The organism is Yersinia massiliensis, assembly GCF_003048255.1.
GTDB lineage: Bacteria > Pseudomonadota > Gammaproteobacteria > Enterobacterales > Enterobacteriaceae > Yersinia > Yersinia massiliensis_A.
Map to the genome: position 1 here is coordinate 2,974,305 of NZ_CP028487.1, position 16,891 is coordinate 2,991,195.

Genomic DNA, 16,891 nt, shown 5'->3' on the forward strand with positions numbered 1-16,891 from the left:
TAAAAAACCCCGCCAGAAGCGAGGTTGATGGTTGTTCGTTATTACGCCGGGTAACTCATTGATGTTGATATTTTCGCCCCCTTTGGCGCGGTTATTTTCTGACGTTCTCCTGTTTTATCCGTGATCAGCGTAATTTCAATTTCTGACTTATCGCCACCCATATCTTGGGTGATCTCATTAATCTCTCTCCCGCTTTGCTGGGATGAGTTAATGGATATTGGCGGTGATGCGTTGATATCAGAGGTGCCAGTATTTAACTCGCCAGATTGGGGATGAATGGCGGGTAAACCTGGCATTATTTTTTGTAGATAGTTACGAGTTTCGGCAGGAGCTTGCCCTATCCCATATTTTTTAACGTTATTCTGTCCCCAGTTATAAGAAGCTACCGCCTTATTGACATCACCATCAAACATTTTAAGCAAATCAGAAAGATACTTGGCCGCTGCTTCGCTGGATTTATTGAAGTCCATTCGGTCATCCATCGAGTTTAAGCCATAATCTCTACCGGTTGGCGGCATAAACTGAAATGGACCCTGTGCCCCTGCGGGTGATAGTAGATTTTTACCTCGGTTAGATTCAGTCAGGTAGACCCGATCAAGCAAGGTTGAAGGCAGGTTATACTGTGACTCTAACTGTTTTAGTCTCGCTTGCTTCTGATCTTCGCCGGGAAGTATGTAGGGTGACTTAACGGGAGCGACGTTTTTTTGCTTTTCTATTTCAAGCCGTTTCTTTTCCTGCGCTTCCCAATCCGCACCGTACTGATCATTTAATTTTTGGGTAAAATCCTTATCTGGATATCCAAACGTTAAGTAGGCTTTCTCTTTAAACGATAATGTCTCTTTGAATTTATCGTCTACTCGCGCCCGATGAAGAATATCTTTCTGTTTATCACCATGTGCAAACGAGTTTTCATCATCGTTCTCGCGCATCTTCACATCATGAAGCTGAGTTGCAGCACTTCCCTTGACCATATTTTCATCAGGTAAAAGTTTTTGGGCTGCCCATATTTTCCCTTTGGTCATCAATCCATCAAGCGCGGCGCTGGCCTCCTTTAACTGAGCATTCAATTCAACCAGTTGCGCATTAATTTTGGGGTCAACCGTTAAGCCAAAACTATCCGATTTAGCCAGTAACTCTTTATACCTGACGCCCTCTCTCATTAATGCCAAAAGATTGGCATCCAGCCCTAAAGCATCCGCCAATGTTTTTTGAGTCTGCGGGGAAAGTTTGGGGAATATTTTGGCAACGTTGTCCAAGGTCTTATAGACATCTGCTGTGCCATCTTTGAGCCGTTCAATGACAATCCCGTTCTGAGCCAGCAATGCCTGCGTGGTGTCATTACGTGCCCACAAGGGATCATTGAACGTCTTGTATAGCCCCTCAACAGATTGACGGGCGGCGGCGCTATCCACCCCCAATATCTGCATCGCACCGCTGACACGGCTAAATTCATCAACGGACATCCCGGCATTTTTTGCCGCAACATCAAGCGAATAGGCTGAATCAGCGGCGGCGCTTAACCCCTGAGCCGCTTTGAAACCGATATAACCCACCGCGCCAAGCGCCCCAAAGCTGAGTGCCTTACTGCCAATTTCCCCCACCATTTTCAGCGGTGGCACCAAATCACCCACAAACTGGACACCATTGCGGGCAAAATCCCCCATCCCTTTTAAGCGCATGTTGAGGTCATCAATACCCTCAACCGATTCTTGACCGCCTAATTTGAGTCCGTCTCGGGTTTTATCCAGATCAGGAATAAGATTTTTAACCGCCTCTTCGATACGCTGAATGGAAGCTGAGGCTTGATCTGTCGCGGTCAGTTCAAAATCAAATGCATTACCCATTTTTCCCCGCCTTCACCTTGTTAATTCTGACCGCCTGCTGATACCACCACTGTAATCGGCTATAGGTCAGGGACCAGGCATCTGCTGGTCCCCACCCATAGTAATAGGTCACATCTGCTAGTTCGTTACCCCATTCTCCACCTGGGGGGAGTAGGCTAAAAAACTCATCATGTAGACCTCACAGGCTTTATAGTCGGTGAAAGCCATTTTTTTGATGGCTTCACGCGGCACATTCGACACCAAAGAAATGAGCAGCCCCATCGCACTGAGTGCACCAGATTTAGCCTGTTCGTCATAAAACTGCTGAACCTGAATCAATATCGGCTCACTGAGTTCGATAGCCTCATAGGTGGTTTTAGTGGCTTCATGAGAAATAGGCTTAACGAGGGGGATTGTTTTAGTACGTTCCAGTTCAGACATCTTAGTTCTCCGTCACCGATACAGAACCACCTTCCCAGCGAATATCAGCAGTCGCCTCGGTGCTATCTACTTCTTGGGTATTTACCGACCACATACCACTGCCGATAATCGTTTTGCCATTGGCCAATTCACAGACAATATTGACATTGGTCTGGTCGTTAAAATCGCTGATTGACGTGCCGCCACTGTCGCGGATTTGGCAGGAGATAAACGGCGCGTTAAAGGTCTCTTTATAACCATGCACCCCATCCATCCCTGTGAGCGTTTCACGCTTGAACTTTGAGGGGCTGTATTTGAATTGCCCCGCCACCATGATGGTCAGGCCGTCAACGGTGACATAAGCTGTCCCCGCGAGGCGATTGGATGTATCACCCATGATAATGAATCCTTATGCTGATGCCTGAAGGCGGAATTGGTTAAGAACGGCGAAGATGCGCAACTGATTGATCAGGACACCCGTCCACAGCACATCAACGCGATTCGGGTTGCTGGCGCTCTTTTCGACCTTCAATCCCTTGGCAAACCCTTTGGCATCCTGCACATAGCCGTTAAATTCCAGCGTCTGGTACTGGGCAATCAATTCAGCGCGGATCACGTTCGGGGTGATAATCGCCGAGCCGGGGGCAAAGCGGGTGCCATCGGCCGCCAGCTTCATACGGGCAAATTTCGACGTTACCTGAGTACGCAGGAATCGAGTGACAAACATCAGCAGGAATAAGGTCTCAATCTGCAAATAGCTGTCATCTTCAGCGCCGTATTTGTTTTTCTGATAGGTGGTAATGATGTTTTCCACCTGAACAGTCCCATCATCCGTCACGGTGACTGTGGAGATCCCGCTGTGCAGCAGGTTATTACGCTCAGTCAGCGTAAAGCGGCTGGCCAGTGGCGGGGCCAATACGCCACTGATTGCCAAAGTTTGTAACGGGCGGCCGGGGTCGTTACGCAGACTTTGCGCAATCGCGCCGACATAAGCCGCAGACCAGATATAGCTTGGTGTTGGCGAGCCATTGATGCCCAACAGAGAAGCATGCTGATCGTTACGCAATTCGCCTGCCGCAGTCAGTTGCCCATAAGTCCCAGATTGAGCCGCAAAGCTATGGCCATAGAGCTGCTCGGCATAACTCCAGCGACCGGTACTGTCTGACAGAAACTCTTTGATTTTATTCAACGATGCCGTATCGGTGTAGGGGTTGATGATGAAATCAAAGGTCCTGTCCTGCAAATTAGCCAGCGCATCATCCAGTTCTGGCGCACCCGCGCCGCCAGCCATCGGTATCAACGTCAGCACCAAACTATCTGGTGTTGTTTCCCCGCCAGCACCGCCCAGATAATTCAGCCGTAAATCAATCGTGTTACCGTGAGCACCTTTGTTTTTAGCGGTGAGCGTGATGACCGCGTCCACCGCAGCGGCAGTGACAGGCAAGGCGCTGGCGGCATTGATGGCGGCGGTTAATGCAGTGGCAATCTCTGCCACCTCATCAGTCGCCACCACCGCGACTTGCACCCGAATCCCCGCGATATACAAAGAGATAACCCCAGTTGCTGATGCCTGCGTGGTCACGGTAATCTTACCTGTTGCCGCAACCATGGATTCCGCATCGCTCAACGGTAAAATGTAGATCTCACCGGCGATGTCATTCGCTAAGTATGCAGCCATCTGACCATGCAACATTGAACCTGCGCCAGCTTGCCCCGCCACGGTAGCCACTGAGGAAACCAGTACCGGAATATCCGCAGGTAACGAGCCTGAAGCCAACATCTGGCCGATGATTAAAGTTCGCTGCGTCGTTGTCGCCGTGTTCGCCTGTGAGTTATCAAATTCAGCGAAGAAAAGCGGTGTCCGAAGATTGCTCGGAATATGAGTAAAGGGAATGGTCATTATTTGGTTTTCTCCGCTTTGGTAGTTTCTGGTGCGGGGTTAACCTCTTTAGGTTGTTCGCGCACCACATCACCGTCGTTTAAACGACGACGCCAAAATGAGTTATCGGGAACCTCGGTGCCGGATTCAGGCAAAAAGGTGCCCTTAACCGGATCGCGCACAGTGCGACCGGCTACGGGTTTAACATGCATGGGATTTACTCCGAAAGGTCTATTGATACCACGGGTTGAGTGGTGCCATCTGGCATAGACATAGTGATATCGATGCCCTTCAGTGGATCGCCCACAATGGGGTAAAAATCCTCTGGGCCTTGGTAATACTCAATATCCAGCTCCATCAGTAGTTGAGCCATATGCCCTTCACCACTCGAATCCAGATCAATGGTTGAGCGAACTCGGGCAAACTGCTGTATTTGGCGGGTGAGGTCATAACTGTTGATCACCGCTCGTTCAATTTGTTCTCGCAACCGCTCGAGCGACAACTCTGCCTTGTTCGCCCCGTCATTCTCATTCTCACCGTCTAACTCCTGCAACCGGCCAGTAATGCGAACGGTGGTGATGGTGTTGAACTGCGGGGCGTTGCGGCCTAATGACTGCTTTTCCTCGATAAGGGTTTGCACCAAGATAACCGGATACATCTCCTCGGTCGTTGGCCAGTCACGCGGGGAGTAGACGCGGTTTCCCGCGTCAGTATTTCCGATGATGGCATCAACAACCAATTTCCTGACTTGCGCTGTATTCATGGTTTCACCCGATTCAGAATGAGTTTGCTCCCGCCGTGGCTGTCTGGCTGAACATCCGCCACGGCAAACAAGGTATTGACCGGTTCATTAGCCACCATGCCAATAAATACCCGGTCCCCCTGTTTGGGCGGCAAACGAAACTCACTGTCTCTGACCCCTAAAACGGGATTAGTGGTATTTATGGTGCTGCCATCATCCAGCGTATCGATGGTGGTGTAGGCCCGATCAAAGATGCCGCTGATGGTGTAAGTTGGCTTACCACCAGCGGGGCGATAATCAACCGGGTCACCAAATACCGAATGCAATGGCGCGAGAAGATGCTGATCCCAGTTGATGCCCATCAGCTCCCCCGGTTTATCTTCACGCCATCATCAACAGTGATTGAGGGGCCTACAGCGCGTGCTGCCTGTTGCCGTAAGGCTTTCACATCAGCAACCACGCCCAGGCTAATCAGTCGTTCAGCATCATCATGCAGCAGGAATAAACGGCTATTCTCCGCATAAGTTTCCCCGCTATGGCGTAGGGTCTGGCCTTTTACGACAACAACCTCCAACTCGTCAGAGTCGTCGGAAGGATAATCACTCTCCGTCTCGTTCTCTGTGGTACGGTCCTGAACATCAGGTTCAGCAGAACTATTGCTCTGGCTGTCTGGTATTTCAGGTGCTTTAGGCGGCTCCTCACTCGTTGATGTCTCTTTTTGTACCTCAGGATCAGGCTGTGTTTCGTTATTATCCGTCACAACAGTCTGTTCCTGCGGGGTGTCAGCGGCGAACTCGGGCGGCAAGCCGCCCAGTTCGTTGATGCTGGCTTGCTGCTTGCTCGGTGTTTTTGCCATATCACACCACCGTCGCACAGAGGGAGGCATTCACCCGGCTTGGAATAACCAGCGGAGCGGATTGCATCATCAAATAACGCTGAGCGGGGTTCTTCATGGTCCATGATGACGGTGCAAACGCCAAAGGCCCGTAATTAAACTCAGGGTCCAGAATGACACCAAAGGCACGCGTCCCCATCAAGTCAGCACCTGACATCAATACGGCACCATCGGGGATCATTGGTTTTTCGATACCATCAACCGGGTCAATAAACCAATCGTTATACAACCACAAATCATAGTTTCCCCAGCGACCTTTATAGACTGCACCTTTTGAAATTCGTGGTCCGGCGTCAACCTGATTACCAAACGGACTCAATGCTGGGAATGTGATGGCATTGTCTTTAATAGAGGTATCGAGACGGAACGCTTTCCATGAGGAGGTCGTAAATACCAAGTCAGTGGCCACCGCCCCGGACTCTTTTAACATCAGTGTTTGCCAGTCTTCAATATCATCTGACGGTCGGGTGTTGGTCGTGCCTGCGGGAACAGATAAAGGCCATTTATCTGACCCACTCAGTGTAATGGTCAGAGAACTTGAGCGGCCGAAGTCAATCTCAGCCGTTTCAAACCCTTCACCCACGACCATAATTTTTGCCTTGGTCAGTGCACTGGCCGCCATCCATTCCAAGCGGCGGTTGATCATGTCAATTTGATCTTCCATTTCAAATTGAATATTGAGCATCTCACGTTCAGTGGCGGTGAACTCGCCGCCAATACGCTCGCCCATTTGGCGGCGGATAGGTTTTCGTAGATCTGGAACCCGCACATCTTTAATGTAAGCAGGCTTAAAGGTATTGGTCTGATATTTTCGGCTTTCAACCAAAAGACCGGCGACTAACGGGGAGACAAAAGGTGCCAAGCGGCGCTTACCGATGTCCACATCAATTGAAACCTCTTCAGTCTCATAGGTCACGATGTTAGGAAAGAAGCGATCCAGTAACCAGTTTTGGCTTGTTTTAAGGTTAGGAACAACCTGAACCAACGCGTTGGTATCAAAAATATTCATGTAGTATCTCTTTTAATTTTCTGGCAGCCAGAGCCACCAGATCAAGATTGAAGACGAGCAAACCCCTGCCAGGTGAGTGGCATTGAGTGCAAATCAGAAAGTGAGGTTTTAAACTGTTGCTTGGGTGCTGTCTTCGAGGAAGATTGAATACGTCCGAAGTGCCGTTTTTAACTCGGCCTGCGTCCATGAAGCATCATGAATAATGCGGTTTTGATTGAATTGTCCCATCAAGTATAGGCCCCCGCGCTGAGACGTTGTTGTTGTATCCACATCATCGACAAGGATCGCAACCGGCACTTCGCTGCCGTCATCCGCATCTTTTACTGACTTGATGTATTCGCCTGATGCTGTAATTTTTCCCATCACGGTGCCACGCAAATGGATTGCCGCTGCCTGAGCAATAACAGCGGTATCCGTGACCAGTTGCAGTGTTCCGGCGATTAACTGGTCGGGCACATACAGAGATGAGCGCATACCCGGCTGGAAAGCATTTTGTCCGAAGTTATCCATTATTTTTTACCCTTTGCTGAGTCATAGAGGCTGGTCATCTTATTGACCAGTGACGCGCCTTTTGATGCGGCGGCGGTGTCTTGTCCAGGCTGTACATTACCGTGGGCTTGCATCCGCTCATCCAAAGAACGTTTACGAGGGGCTGATGCCGGTGAAGTAGCTGCAGTGGAGGCAAGAACACGGATCACTGCGGCGGAACTCATGCCGGAATTGAGTGCCAGAGAAACCGCTAAATCTCCGCGCCCGGTAGCATGTTTGCTGCCAAAGATACGTGCACAGCGCTGACGTTCAGCACTGCGACCTTTTTTGACATTACGGTCGTCGGTATCATCATCACCGTCATCATCACGCCCTTCATCCGCGTCAGCATCATCGCTGTCATCCTCGGCATCAGGGTCCTTTTCATCCTGATCGTCAGGATTATCGTTTGAATCGTCATCGTCCTCTTCAGCGTCAGGATCTTTTTCATCCTCTTCAGCCTGACGACCTTTGGCCTTTTTGGACTTTTCCTTATCGTCTTCGGTCTCTTCTGATGCTTTGGCCCCACGGCCAAACAGGTGTGAAAATCCTTTAATTTTCGCCATTACTTTTCTCCAACCAATGTTAATAAATCGCGGAATGCGACATCAGGTGAGGCAACTTGATCAGCTAGCCCCAGTTGCACACCATCAGCAGCTAAGAAACAGGCCGCCTCGGTATCCCTGATGGTTCTCTCTGCTATCCCGCGATTGCGGGAAACGGTACTCACGAACAGGCGGCCCATCTCGTCAACATCTGACTGAATGGCTTTTTTCGCCTCTTCGCTTAAAGGTTCCCAAGGGTTTGACTCAGCTTTTCGGCTGCCAAAAGTGATTATCGTGACCTGCACCCCATCACTTTTTATGCGCTGCGACCAGTCAACATGCATCACGATGACACCGATAGAACCGACGCCGCCCGTTCGCGGGACGATAATCTTATCCGCCGCACTGGCCAGTGCATAAGCAGCTGAATAAGCATTTTCGGACAGGATTGACCAGATGGGTTTAGCGCCTCGGGCAGCATAGATTTCATCGGCCAAATCAAAACAGCCGGCGACTTCACCGCCCGGTGAGTCAATGTCAAAACAAATGCCCTTAACCGCATCATCATTCATTGCGGTCAGAAAGCTGGCCCGAATGCCGTCATAGCCTGTCATGCCGCTATAAGGTCGCAGGGTGCCTAACTTTTGCACCAACGTGCCCTGAATCGGAATAACTGCTATACCCTCGATGACGTCATAACCACAATCACGACCTTTGCGTGAAAAGAAATCATCCCCTTCATCATCCCAATCGCCACTAGACTGAATGCGCGTCAAGCCGAACCGATCAGTCAGTGCCGCCATAACCACTTCAGCCTTGTGCGGGTGAAGTGCCAGCGGGGTGTTAAATAGCCGCTGGGCTAAATGTGGAAGATTCACTGTGCCTCCGGTTTTTGTTGTTGATCAGGTGCAAAGGTGTCAGCTTGCAGCCATGTAGGGATAGGCAACCCACGCTCAATGTATGCCTCACGTTCTCGCTGGCGCTGATCCAGTAGTTCTTCCCAGTCTTCACCGACGTTCTCAGCCGCTTCCATTTCGAGAGTAGACAGCCCCGCCTCCATCCCAAGAATGGCCCCTTTCTTCTCAGCCACGGGGTCAACCCAGCCACGGCCGGGACCCATCCACTGAGCACGGCAATAGGCCGCTTTCGCTGCGAGAAAATCAGGTGCGCCATCCGGTAAGGGAACTTCGCCTAAGTCATGCAGTTCTTCGATAAAGCACGACAAAATAGGCTGGGCGAAACCTGTAGCAAAGTCATCGCGACGACGGGTCAGGGTTTTCCAAGCCTCTAGCATGGCGGAACGGGCTGAACTGTAGTTAACATCAGACCAGTCTTGAGTCAGCTGCTGGGTGGAAATGCCCAATGACGCCGCGACATTTCTCAGCGCGGCACTTTCAAAGGCGATAAAGTTACTGGTTGGCCGTACTGCACTTAGCGTCTCCATTCCCTCGCCCGGTGCGAGAATTGGTATTCGTGCACCGCCTTGTAGAGACAGCCTTTTTTCATCGTGATACTCACGGCGCATATCTTGATACCGGTTAACTTCTTCCCCCGTATCAAGGGCGTCCGCGACCAAACTCGGGTCATAAGGTGATGTGATAAAAGCAGCAAAAACGGAATTAAGGATTGAAGACTGCAGCTCTACTTCATCGTACTTAATCAGCATTCTCAGACGCTGAACGATGGGGGTGAAAATACTGATCCCTCGATGCTGTGAGGCTCGATCGCTGTCAAAATCATGGATGACAATTGGGCGACCCCAGTCAGTTTCTCGCGGGATACGCTCCCATGTCATGGTTTCTTGCGCCGCCCACCAGTCCCCCATATGCGCCTTGCGGATGTGGTAGGCCATGGGCACCCCGTCCTCATCAATTTCGACTCCACCACGAACATTCAACATGTCGAACTTCTGCTGTGGGTTACTTAATCTGTCCGGGTCAATAATTTGTATTGCCGTGGCATACTGCGCTTTACCATAGCCAAGACGGTCAGGGCGATATTGCATGACACAAAGCGCGTCACCGTCGATCAACTTGTGCCGGAAACCAAGCCGCAACAGTTGGGCTACGGTTTTCTTTCTTTCGACATCACAATAACGATTAGGATCATTCGCCCAAATTCGCCAACCTGACTCAATGGCTCGTCCATATTCATCAGCCCATTTCGCGTCAAACTTAGGATTCCCAGTCATCAGTGCCAGCGTCCGATAATCGACCTTGGCCAGTGGGCGAAAAGATGCACCAACAGCATTATCCAAAATGCGGGTCACACTGCCCGAGGCCCAACCATCGTTACGTACCATGTCCCGAACACGGGCAACCACCTGATCGCGAGAGGTGTTGATTTCGTTATCTGGCGACCACAATGACGGTTGCCAGTTGGCCATCGCGTCACTGAATTGATCAGCGGCGTCGTAGGGAACCCCTCGGGAACCACTGAGCATGGATGCACGGGATCGCGAAGGTGCCAGCGGATGACCGTCAGGTCCTAAAATTCTCACTTCATTTTTCATCAGTAACGAAACCTTAGCGCCCTACGCGGACGCTTAACAACGCCTAACTGAGCCTGAAGAAGCTGAATTAACCCCATTAGTGTCCCAATATCTGTTTGCTGATAGGTAACCGATCGGGTGCCATCCCCTTGCGCATAGGAGAACGAAACGCCCTTCGCGCCGGACGATAATTCGATATAGGCTTGCTGCGCTCGGTTTAATGCCTCTTCTAATTGGACGCGACTCATCGCACCGGCCAGTAGGCTAGTGTTTGCATTGAACATGGATATCCTTACGCCAGCCTTCTGGCTCTACTCTTGGGTGTAGTGGGTTGTGACTCTGGAATAATGACGCCCGGAAAACGCAAGTTGGGCTTGTCTTCTTTAACGTCCGAAGGAGGCAGTAATTTTTCAGGATGGCTTAAAAGGCTGTCAGCATATTGGTTAAGACTTAATCCAAAATGCAGCAATCCTTTCAATGCTGCATAGCTGTATACCCGGCAATCTAATGCCTCATTTGCGCGCCCAGGCAATAATTCCCAAACACGATAACGTTGCCCGCCCGCCGTTTTAACAACGGATCGCTCTGCAAGTAATTGGCTAAAATAGTGTAAATCACGCTCAACTGGGTAGTGCATATACCCAGCGGAAGGAATGCCCGCTGCCGGTTGCTCCATGTGAAGACGGGAACGAATGGCGTCTTTTGCGGCATTCACACCCAGTATAATGGGCTTGAATTGAGACTTTGACCGAGAAGATGGGCGCTTTGTTGGCCAGATGGGGGAACGCTTACCGCCTCTTGCCGACTCGCCTTTTATCGCCCATATCCGCCGCCCAATCCGCTCCTTGGAAAACTCATACACCTTCTGGGTATGATGCCCGCCGGAGTCGTGACAGGCAGCCATAATCGTAAATCCTCGCCCGTCAGCTCTCCGCCAAGTCTGCTTCAGGTAAGCATCAAGCCGCCGCCAGGGTTCGTCAGTTTCTAAATCCCCTTCAATAACGTCATAAGCGATAGACCAGCTTTCTTCATTCCGGCCCCAGCCCACCACCTCAACCTCAAGCCGTCCGTCTTGCGTATCGATACCGGCGGTGACGACGGCAACACCATCAGGGACTTCAGCGGAATAAACCTCACAACGTTCTGCCAGGCTTTTTTCACTGAGCGCCTTTTCACCGCGATCTTCATAGGGTTCACCCAAGACAAGGTTGATGAATGTCTGACGCATCAGGGGGTCGTCTTTCACCCGCAACCACTCAGCGACCAGATACTTCCATGCTGCGTTAGGAAAGAGACTGTATCCCGCCCAAATATGAAAGCCTGCATGCCCTTTAAAGGGCATGGTTGCCTGCCATTGTCCCGTTTTGACCATTCCGGCTTTATCGTTGTGGTGAATCACGCAACCGTTATGGCGACAAACATAATAGGCCGTTTCCGGCAATCCATTACCGTCTGCATCTTTATCCCACTTAATCCCGTAAGGTGTTTCTGGTCCACCCCATTCCAGCGTTTGAAACTCACCACAATGAGGGCATGGAACATAATATTTACGCTGATCACTTTCTGCGTAAGCCTTTTCAATTCGGCTAATCCCTTTCACGGTGGGGGTTGAACCTAATATGATTTTCCTATTCCAGAATGTTTCCGAACGCTTAGTACCCAAAGCTATCTGATCGCCGTCAACACCGGCCCCTGCAATGGGATAACCGTCAACTTCATCGAAGGCAATGATACGGCAAGTGATACGACGAAAGCCGCCGGGACTATTTGCCCCAACCAGCGTTAAATTGGCGCCATTGAGAAACTGCTTTTTAAGGATGGTCTGGTTACTACTCTTGGCTTTCGGATCACCCGATATCTCAGCGAGGACGGGGGTATCCCTCAGCATCGGGGAAATCTCAGTTTTACTGTAGTCCTCCGCATCCTCGACTCGAGGCTGAACAACCAATATAGGAGATGGGTCATGCACCAGATAATAGCCAATGACATGATCCAGAATCTTGGTATAGCCCACTCGTGCCGACTTCATAACGGACACCTGAGTTACCAAAGGGTCAGTCACCGCATCCATCATGCCATCCTGATAAGCAAAAGAGCGAAAACGCCCAGTCTGCGCACTTGTCTCTTTTGACAGTACTGCATGCTTATTGGCCCATTCACTCAATGACAAAGGCTCAGGGGGGTTAACGTTCTTGCGCCGCTGATGGAGTTCGGTGGAAAAGTTTTGCCAGGCGGCAGGATTAGCCGCTTTCTCCGTTGTTATTGTTATCAAGGCTTAACTCCTCCATTGCCTCGTAAACCACTTCTTGCAGTGCTGCAACAAACTCCGCATCGTTAGTGGTTGAGGCTAGCACCCGCAAACGGGGGCCATGTTCGGGAGCAATAGCTATCAGGCGGGTACGCATACGGGAATACTCGCCACCTACCGCCTCAATCATATCTTTGTAGGGAAGCACCTGACCTGACTTGATTTCGTACTCAAGGCGGGTCAGTAGCGCCAGAAAGTTCTCTTTCATTGCGCGCGCTTCATCGATGGTCATTTCGACGCCCTTCTCGGCGATCATCTTCTCGACAATTCTTGCGGGGGATTCTGCCGGGTCGCCGCTGGATTTGTTACCTGAACTGTTACCCTTAGGGCTGTTACCTTGTTTGTTACCTTGCGTGTTACCTGCTGCTTTTTTCTCAGGTCGGGTAACAGTTTTCCGAAAGCGCTCAATGTTGGCGTTTGATGCCTCAACATCGATATCATCACCTGCCAGAACCAGCCACCCACGCGCCTTCCACGCTGTTACTGTCTTCCGACTGACGTTGTGAAGTTTTGCAAAATCTGACTGGTTCATCTGTTACCCCGGCTGTTACCTGTTACCCAAATTTCAAAAGTTGATAGCTAGACGCAGAACGAGGCGCGCAATGTCCCGTGTAATAAATGTTGCCAGGAAGGACCCATTTTTTATTGATAATGATTATCAACTGAACGGGCCGAACTATGGTGATAAAACTCCCCATAAGACTGCTGGCAAAACGAGTCGTATGCCTTGGCTGCATCATCAACGCTCATGAAGCTACCTAATCGGTATTTCTTCCCGTCCATCTGCGCCTGAGCAATCCAGCGATTACCTTGCTTATAGACACCCTTTGCACCTGATGTATTGGCTTTAGTGATGCCAACATTCCTTTTGTTTTCTGCTCGAGTAGCAACACGAAGATTGCTAATGCGATTATCTACCTTTACCTCATTCACATGATCAATCTGACTGTTGGCTTGCTCACCCGTCATATAGAGCCATGCAAGGCGATGCCCCTTGTAGCGACGACCATCAATTTGTATTTCTACATAGCCTGTTGTCATATTGGTGCGCCCAGCTACTGAGCCAGCTACAGCCCTAAAGCTACGATAGACCAGCCACGTAAATACACCGGTATCAGGTTCGTAGTGAAGTAGCTCTTTCAGCCTTTCCTGAGTTAACTCTTTCATGTATCACCTGTAATTTAGGCAATAAAAAGCCCCGCATAGGCGAGGCGCGTTAGCTATACAATGGTTGAGTGGTTTGTTATTTAGCCGTCTTCAGTGCCTGTTCGATTGCTAGGCTTAATGCACCGGGCATTAAAGCCTGTGCCATTACGTTTGCCCGGTCAAAGTATCCAAGCGTTGGCTTAACGGCCAGTGCATCACCAAACTGAATCAGCAACTTAGGTGCTCTTTGTTTCTCTCTGGCACGATGCACACCATTAGGAGAGCGTTTTTGGCGCTTCTTAACCTTTTTGCTCTTTTTGCCTTTCTTACGCTGAAAGAAACCACTAACGCCATTCACCTCCCCTACAAAGACATTTTCTTTAGCCTTGAGCTGCTGCGTTTTATTACGGGCTAAGTTGCCGAACTTATTCAGCTTTATGTTTTTGGGATTGAGCAATGCTTGACCATTGAGCTTGTGCTGACCGCCGAACTCGAACGGTTCGAGATAACTGGCAGCAATATCACGCACAAACACTTTGGCCTGCAATCGGTCTTTACGAGCCCCAAATGAACCAACAGAACTAACGGTGAAAGGTGTCGGATTATCTAGATTGCGCTGCATACCCACCTTCTGAGCGGCGGCAATCTGGCGGGCAACACTGGTTAGAGCCTGAGCTGCTGCAAAAGGGAGCTGCTTTTTTATCGACTGCAACTGATTGGATAAATCTTTAAGATTTGCCATGACCTATCCCTAAATAAAAAAGCCACCAGCATTAACCCCCACAGCGAGCCGGAGTTAACGAGGTGACTTTGGTTTGCGCATTATCGATGACACTCAATGAATGCCACCTGTAATGCTCATGCAATTGTGTGCCTGTTTACTTCTCCACCTCAGGCGGCGGTGGTATCTTGGGAGTTCTCACACAACCAAGAAGGGAATATCTATGTCGATGCTCGATAATCAGGAAATTGAGTTACCCGCATGCCCTAAGTGCGGCACTAAGACGAAGAAGAAATACGCTTGGCTCAAGTTTAACAAGCACTTCACCTGCCGCTGCGGATCTAGCATCAACGTTGATAGCAGCAAGTTTACTGCCGAGATCAGGAAGGTCGAGGACAAGCTGAAGAAGCTGTTTAAATAATTCTTTGTCGATTGTGATAGTTTCGCTTGGCTGGGCTTCTACCTGTAATATCTGGAAACTCAGCCTATCACCCGCTAGTTGTCCTGCAATCAAACTCGGACGATCCATCATTACCCCCTTAATTGGTGTTTATGGGTTTTGAAGCTTTATCACTTCTCTCGCCATATACCTTGTCGCTCTAAAAAATAGAGAGGAAGCAGCGAAGAAAATTGAAGTAACGATCCACCCGATGTATGCCATGCAGGAAACGACAGCAACGAACCGTATCCAGCCTATTACCTTTGAAAATTTTGATTTATCTGATGGCTTAAATATCTTTCCCAAATAATCCACCAGCGGTTGTTTCTGTTCACCAGTAGCAGCATAAATAGCAATAATGATCCCGAGCACGATAAGCATGGATAACCACGAAAGTAGTATCATTAGCCAGATATAAGCTTGAGCGACATTCAATAGACCGCTTTCTGGTTGCCATAGTCCGTAACCCAGCAGCAACAGGAAAACAATGTCGATTAAATTAATAACTATCTTAGATTTCAATTTTAAATCCCTACTGTGATCGGGCATCGTTAATTATTCGTCTGTCATCAGTGACTACCTTCTGCAGTGCGGTGACCTTCTCAACTAGCTTGTCGGCTCGTTCAGCGATTGAAATAAGAAATCCGACATCTGCGTCTGAAAATCCGCAATCTCTGGCTGCATCAGTGAGCTGTCCACTGGCGGGAGTAACGGACATATCCCCAACTGAAGCGGAGAGACACTCGAAGCGCTTTTGCAACCTGATATTGCCAGCGCGGTAAGCAGCAATAGTGCCTTTTGCTTTGTTCTCAGCATCTGCTACCCCTTGTTGGTATGCTTTTAATCCGGCTGATTGTGCAGCTTGAAGTTGACCCTCTTTCTCGTCAGCGCTCTTTTTAGCGGCTTTTTCTGCCTCAAGATCTGACTTATCACGCTTGGTCCACTTAAGGGACCATTCCGAATCTTTGCTGTCGCTACCCCACCAGTACCCGCCAGCTACGCAAATAGCAGCAACTATAAGTACAGCAATGAGTATCCCAATGGCTTTATTCATCCAGCCCCCAGCACGTCAGTTCGCTTTCTTGCGCGCGGCGCTCTATCTGCCCGTAACAGTTATTTGAGCGAATATTACAATCCTTGCCGCCGTCACGAACCCAGCGTTTGATCTCAGCACATGCGCCTTTACGGTCGCCAGCGTTGAGTTTGTAATAAAACGTAGATGGTAGGCATTTTGGAGGACCAATGTTGTAAGGGCAGAATGAAGCTATACCGGCTTTCTGTGGTTCAGTCAGTGGAACGTGAACATTCCGTTCGACCCACGCTATGGCGGCGGCTGATTCTTTCTGGTTTAACTTGTCGCATTGAGCTGCGGTAAGCCTCATTCCCATCAGCACGGGTTTACCGTCGATATAAGTAATACCACGGCAGATAGTCGGCTTGCCCTGACCATCCCGGTAAGCAGAAAGTCTATTTCCCTCTTTTTCATCAAGAAATTGACTGAGAATGACCGACGCCGGCGCTCCAGCCAGCACAACACCAAGAACTGCAGCGCTTAGTTTGGTTTTGATTGAGGCCATTACCCACCACCCGATACGCCAATTATCTTATTCCTCAGTGCTGGTGACATTTTCAGCTCCAGACCTAGGCTTAAACTTCAGCTTGAATTCCTTGTCCTTGTAGTACCAGTTCAAGGCGAACGTACCTACAGCACAAGCCATACCAATAAAAACAGCCCAGTCATTTAAGGACATCGCTCCAAACCCCATCAAAAGCCCACCGAAGAATTTCGCGATGCCGCTTGAGTATTTTTCCATCTTCATAACCCACCTCCCCATTTGGGGAATTATCTTCCCGCCGTTGGTCGGGTTCGTATGCTGTTGTGTAGGGAATAGCCCTGCCGCCGTGATCCATTCAGACACGGAGTTTGTTTGAGGGTGATTGGCGC

Annotated in this window: 23 protein-coding genes; all 23 read right to left on the reverse strand. The window is 49.8% G+C overall.

What is annotated here, in order from left to right; all coding sequences use genetic code 11:
- Positions 1 to 41: 41 nt before the first annotated feature.
- Positions 42 to 1,844 (reverse strand): transglycosylase SLT domain-containing protein, encoded by a 1,803-nt coding sequence (locus tag DA391_RS13925; RefSeq protein WP_108087871.1) that lies wholly within the window; start codon positions 1,842 to 1,844, stop codon positions 42 to 44.
- A 117-nt stretch (positions 1,845 to 1,961) separates the two neighbouring features.
- A complete protein-coding gene (locus tag DA391_RS13930; RefSeq protein WP_083159844.1) occupies positions 1,962 to 2,264 on the reverse strand; it encodes a phage tail assembly protein in 303 nt (100 codons plus the stop codon).
- A gap of 1 nt (position 2,265) precedes the next feature.
- The gene (locus DA391_RS13935; protein WP_049615551.1) at positions 2,266 to 2,640 is read right to left on the reverse strand and encodes a phage tail tube protein; all 375 of its coding nucleotides are present in this window, start codon (positions 2,638 to 2,640) and stop codon (positions 2,266 to 2,268) included.
- Between the two features lie 12 nt (positions 2,641 to 2,652).
- A complete protein-coding gene (locus DA391_RS13940) occupies positions 2,653 to 4,143 on the reverse strand; it encodes a phage tail sheath subtilisin-like domain-containing protein (protein WP_108087872.1) in 1,491 nt (496 codons plus the stop codon).
- The gene (locus DA391_RS13945; protein ID WP_108087873.1) at positions 4,143 to 4,334 is read right to left on the reverse strand and encodes a DUF2635 domain-containing protein; all 192 of its coding nucleotides are present in this window, start codon (positions 4,332 to 4,334) and stop codon (positions 4,143 to 4,145) included. Before DA391_RS13945 ends, DA391_RS13940 begins: the two co-directional genes overlap by 1 nt.
- Before the next feature lie 5 nt (positions 4,335 to 4,339).
- Positions 4,340 to 4,885, reverse strand: coding sequence for an ATP-binding protein (locus DA391_RS13950; protein WP_108087874.1), 546 nt, complete (start codon positions 4,883 to 4,885; stop codon positions 4,340 to 4,342).
- A complete protein-coding gene (locus DA391_RS13955; RefSeq protein WP_108087875.1) occupies positions 4,882 to 5,226 on the reverse strand; it encodes a head-tail joining protein in 345 nt (114 codons plus the stop codon). Before DA391_RS13955 ends, DA391_RS13950 begins: the two co-directional genes overlap by 4 nt.
- Positions 5,226 to 5,720, reverse strand: coding sequence for a hypothetical protein (locus DA391_RS13960; protein ID WP_108087876.1), 495 nt, complete (start codon positions 5,718 to 5,720; stop codon positions 5,226 to 5,228). The genes DA391_RS13955 and DA391_RS13960 overlap by 1 nt, the downstream gene beginning before the upstream one ends.
- Before the next feature lies 1 nt (position 5,721).
- Positions 5,722 to 6,768: a major capsid protein gene (locus tag DA391_RS13965; protein ID WP_108087806.1), complete on the reverse strand. Its 1,047-nt coding sequence runs from the start codon at positions 6,766 to 6,768 to the stop codon at positions 5,722 to 5,724.
- Positions 6,769 to 6,876: 108 nt separating this feature from the next.
- Positions 6,877 to 7,278, reverse strand: coding sequence for a head decoration protein (locus tag DA391_RS13970; protein WP_108087807.1), 402 nt, complete (start codon positions 7,276 to 7,278; stop codon positions 6,877 to 6,879).
- Complete coding sequence (locus DA391_RS13975; RefSeq protein WP_108087877.1) at positions 7,278 to 7,862, reverse strand: DNA primase; 585 nt, start codon at positions 7,860 to 7,862, stop codon at positions 7,278 to 7,280. The genes DA391_RS13970 and DA391_RS13975 overlap by 1 nt, the downstream gene beginning before the upstream one ends.
- The gene (locus tag DA391_RS13980; RefSeq protein WP_108087878.1) at positions 7,862 to 8,719 is read right to left on the reverse strand and encodes a S49 family peptidase; all 858 of its coding nucleotides are present in this window, start codon (positions 8,717 to 8,719) and stop codon (positions 7,862 to 7,864) included. The genes DA391_RS13975 and DA391_RS13980 overlap by 1 nt, the downstream gene beginning before the upstream one ends.
- Complete coding sequence (locus tag DA391_RS13985; protein WP_226723099.1) at positions 8,716 to 10,353, reverse strand: phage portal protein; 1,638 nt, start codon at positions 10,351 to 10,353, stop codon at positions 8,716 to 8,718. Before DA391_RS13985 ends, DA391_RS13980 begins: the two co-directional genes overlap by 4 nt.
- The gene (gene gpW, locus DA391_RS13990; protein WP_108087879.1) at positions 10,353 to 10,616 is read right to left on the reverse strand and encodes a gpW family head-tail joining protein; all 264 of its coding nucleotides are present in this window, start codon (positions 10,614 to 10,616) and stop codon (positions 10,353 to 10,355) included. The genes DA391_RS13985 and gpW overlap by 1 nt, the downstream gene beginning before the upstream one ends.
- 8 nt (positions 10,617 to 10,624) lie before the next feature.
- Positions 10,625 to 12,604, reverse strand: coding sequence for a phage terminase large subunit family protein (locus DA391_RS13995; protein ID WP_264191903.1), 1,980 nt, complete (start codon positions 12,602 to 12,604; stop codon positions 10,625 to 10,627).
- Positions 12,573 to 13,172: an RNA polymerase subunit sigma-70 gene (locus DA391_RS14000; RefSeq protein ID WP_108087880.1), complete on the reverse strand. Its 600-nt coding sequence runs from the start codon at positions 13,170 to 13,172 to the stop codon at positions 12,573 to 12,575. Before DA391_RS14000 ends, DA391_RS13995 begins: the two co-directional genes overlap by 32 nt.
- 110 nt (positions 13,173 to 13,282) lie before the next feature.
- A complete protein-coding gene (locus tag DA391_RS14005) occupies positions 13,283 to 13,807 on the reverse strand; it encodes an HNH endonuclease signature motif containing protein (protein ID WP_108087881.1) in 525 nt (174 codons plus the stop codon).
- A 76-nt stretch (positions 13,808 to 13,883) separates the two neighbouring features.
- Positions 13,884 to 14,528 (reverse strand): hypothetical protein, encoded by a 645-nt coding sequence (locus DA391_RS14010; RefSeq protein ID WP_108087882.1) that lies wholly within the window; start codon positions 14,526 to 14,528, stop codon positions 13,884 to 13,886.
- Between the two features lie 232 nt (positions 14,529 to 14,760).
- Positions 14,761 to 15,039, reverse strand: a complete 279-nt coding sequence (locus DA391_RS14015) for a hypothetical protein (RefSeq protein WP_145566229.1) — start codon at positions 15,037 to 15,039, stop codon at positions 14,761 to 14,763.
- Between the two features lie 18 nt (positions 15,040 to 15,057).
- The gene (locus tag DA391_RS14020; protein WP_145566227.1) at positions 15,058 to 15,468 is read right to left on the reverse strand and encodes a hypothetical protein; all 411 of its coding nucleotides are present in this window, start codon (positions 15,466 to 15,468) and stop codon (positions 15,058 to 15,060) included.
- A gap of 10 nt (positions 15,469 to 15,478) precedes the next feature.
- Positions 15,479 to 16,000 carry a DUF2514 family protein gene (locus DA391_RS14025; RefSeq protein ID WP_108087885.1) on the reverse strand — a complete coding sequence of 174 codons (522 nt, stop codon included), beginning with the start codon at positions 15,998 to 16,000 and terminating at the stop codon, positions 15,479 to 15,481.
- Positions 15,993 to 16,523, reverse strand: coding sequence for a lysozyme (locus DA391_RS14030; RefSeq protein ID WP_108087886.1), 531 nt, complete (start codon positions 16,521 to 16,523; stop codon positions 15,993 to 15,995). The genes DA391_RS14025 and DA391_RS14030 overlap by 8 nt, the downstream gene beginning before the upstream one ends.
- Positions 16,524 to 16,550: 27 nt before the next feature.
- Positions 16,551 to 16,766 carry a phage holin family protein gene (locus DA391_RS14035; RefSeq protein WP_050081311.1) on the reverse strand — a complete coding sequence of 72 codons (216 nt, stop codon included), beginning with the start codon at positions 16,764 to 16,766 and terminating at the stop codon, positions 16,551 to 16,553.
- Positions 16,767 to 16,891 lie beyond the last annotated feature (125 nt).

Coding starts and splice junctions, on each gene's coding strand:
- DA391_RS13925 (WP_108087871.1), bottom strand. CDS start 1,844: ATGGGTAATGCATTTGATTTTGAACTGACCGCGACAGATCAAGCCTCA.
- DA391_RS13930 (WP_083159844.1), bottom strand. CDS start 2,264: ATGTCTGAACTGGAACGTACTAAAACAATCCCCCTCGTTAAGCCTATT.
- DA391_RS13935 (WP_049615551.1), bottom strand. CDS start 2,640: ATGGGTGATACATCCAATCGCCTCGCGGGGACAGCTTATGTCACCGTT.
- DA391_RS13940 (WP_108087872.1), bottom strand. CDS start 4,143: ATGACCATTCCCTTTACTCATATTCCGAGCAATCTTCGGACACCGCTT.
- DA391_RS13945 (WP_108087873.1), bottom strand. CDS start 4,334: ATGCATGTTAAACCCGTAGCCGGTCGCACTGTGCGCGATCCGGTTAAG.
- DA391_RS13950 (WP_108087874.1), bottom strand. CDS start 4,885: ATGAATACAGCGCAAGTCAGGAAATTGGTTGTTGATGCCATCATCGGA.
- DA391_RS13955 (WP_108087875.1), bottom strand. CDS start 5,226: ATGGGCATCAACTGGGATCAGCATCTTCTCGCGCCATTGCATTCGGTA.
- DA391_RS13960 (WP_108087876.1), bottom strand. CDS start 5,720: ATGGCAAAAACACCGAGCAAGCAGCAAGCCAGCATCAACGAACTGGGC.
- DA391_RS13965 (WP_108087806.1), bottom strand. CDS start 6,768: ATGAATATTTTTGATACCAACGCGTTGGTTCAGGTTGTTCCTAACCTT.
- DA391_RS13970 (WP_108087807.1), bottom strand. CDS start 7,278: ATGGATAACTTCGGACAAAATGCTTTCCAGCCGGGTATGCGCTCATCT.
- DA391_RS13975 (WP_108087877.1), bottom strand. CDS start 7,862: ATGGCGAAAATTAAAGGATTTTCACACCTGTTTGGCCGTGGGGCCAAA.
- DA391_RS13985 (WP_226723099.1), bottom strand. CDS start 10,353: ATGAAAAATGAAGTGAGAATTTTAGGACCTGACGGTCATCCGCTGGCA.
- gpW (WP_108087879.1), bottom strand. CDS start 10,616: ATGTTCAATGCAAACACTAGCCTACTGGCCGGTGCGATGAGTCGCGTC.
- DA391_RS14000 (WP_108087880.1), bottom strand. CDS start 13,172: ATGAACCAGTCAGATTTTGCAAAACTTCACAACGTCAGTCGGAAGACA.
- DA391_RS14005 (WP_108087881.1), bottom strand. CDS start 13,807: ATGAAAGAGTTAACTCAGGAAAGGCTGAAAGAGCTACTTCACTACGAA.
- DA391_RS14010 (WP_108087882.1), bottom strand. CDS start 14,528: ATGGCAAATCTTAAAGATTTATCCAATCAGTTGCAGTCGATAAAAAAG.
- DA391_RS14015 (WP_145566229.1), bottom strand. CDS start 15,039: ATGATGGATCGTCCGAGTTTGATTGCAGGACAACTAGCGGGTGATAGG.
- DA391_RS14025 (WP_108087885.1), bottom strand. CDS start 16,000: ATGAATAAAGCCATTGGGATACTCATTGCTGTACTTATAGTTGCTGCT.
- DA391_RS14030 (WP_108087886.1), bottom strand. CDS start 16,523: ATGGCCTCAATCAAAACCAAACTAAGCGCTGCAGTTCTTGGTGTTGTG.
- DA391_RS14035 (WP_050081311.1), bottom strand. CDS start 16,766: ATGAAGATGGAAAAATACTCAAGCGGCATCGCGAAATTCTTCGGTGGG.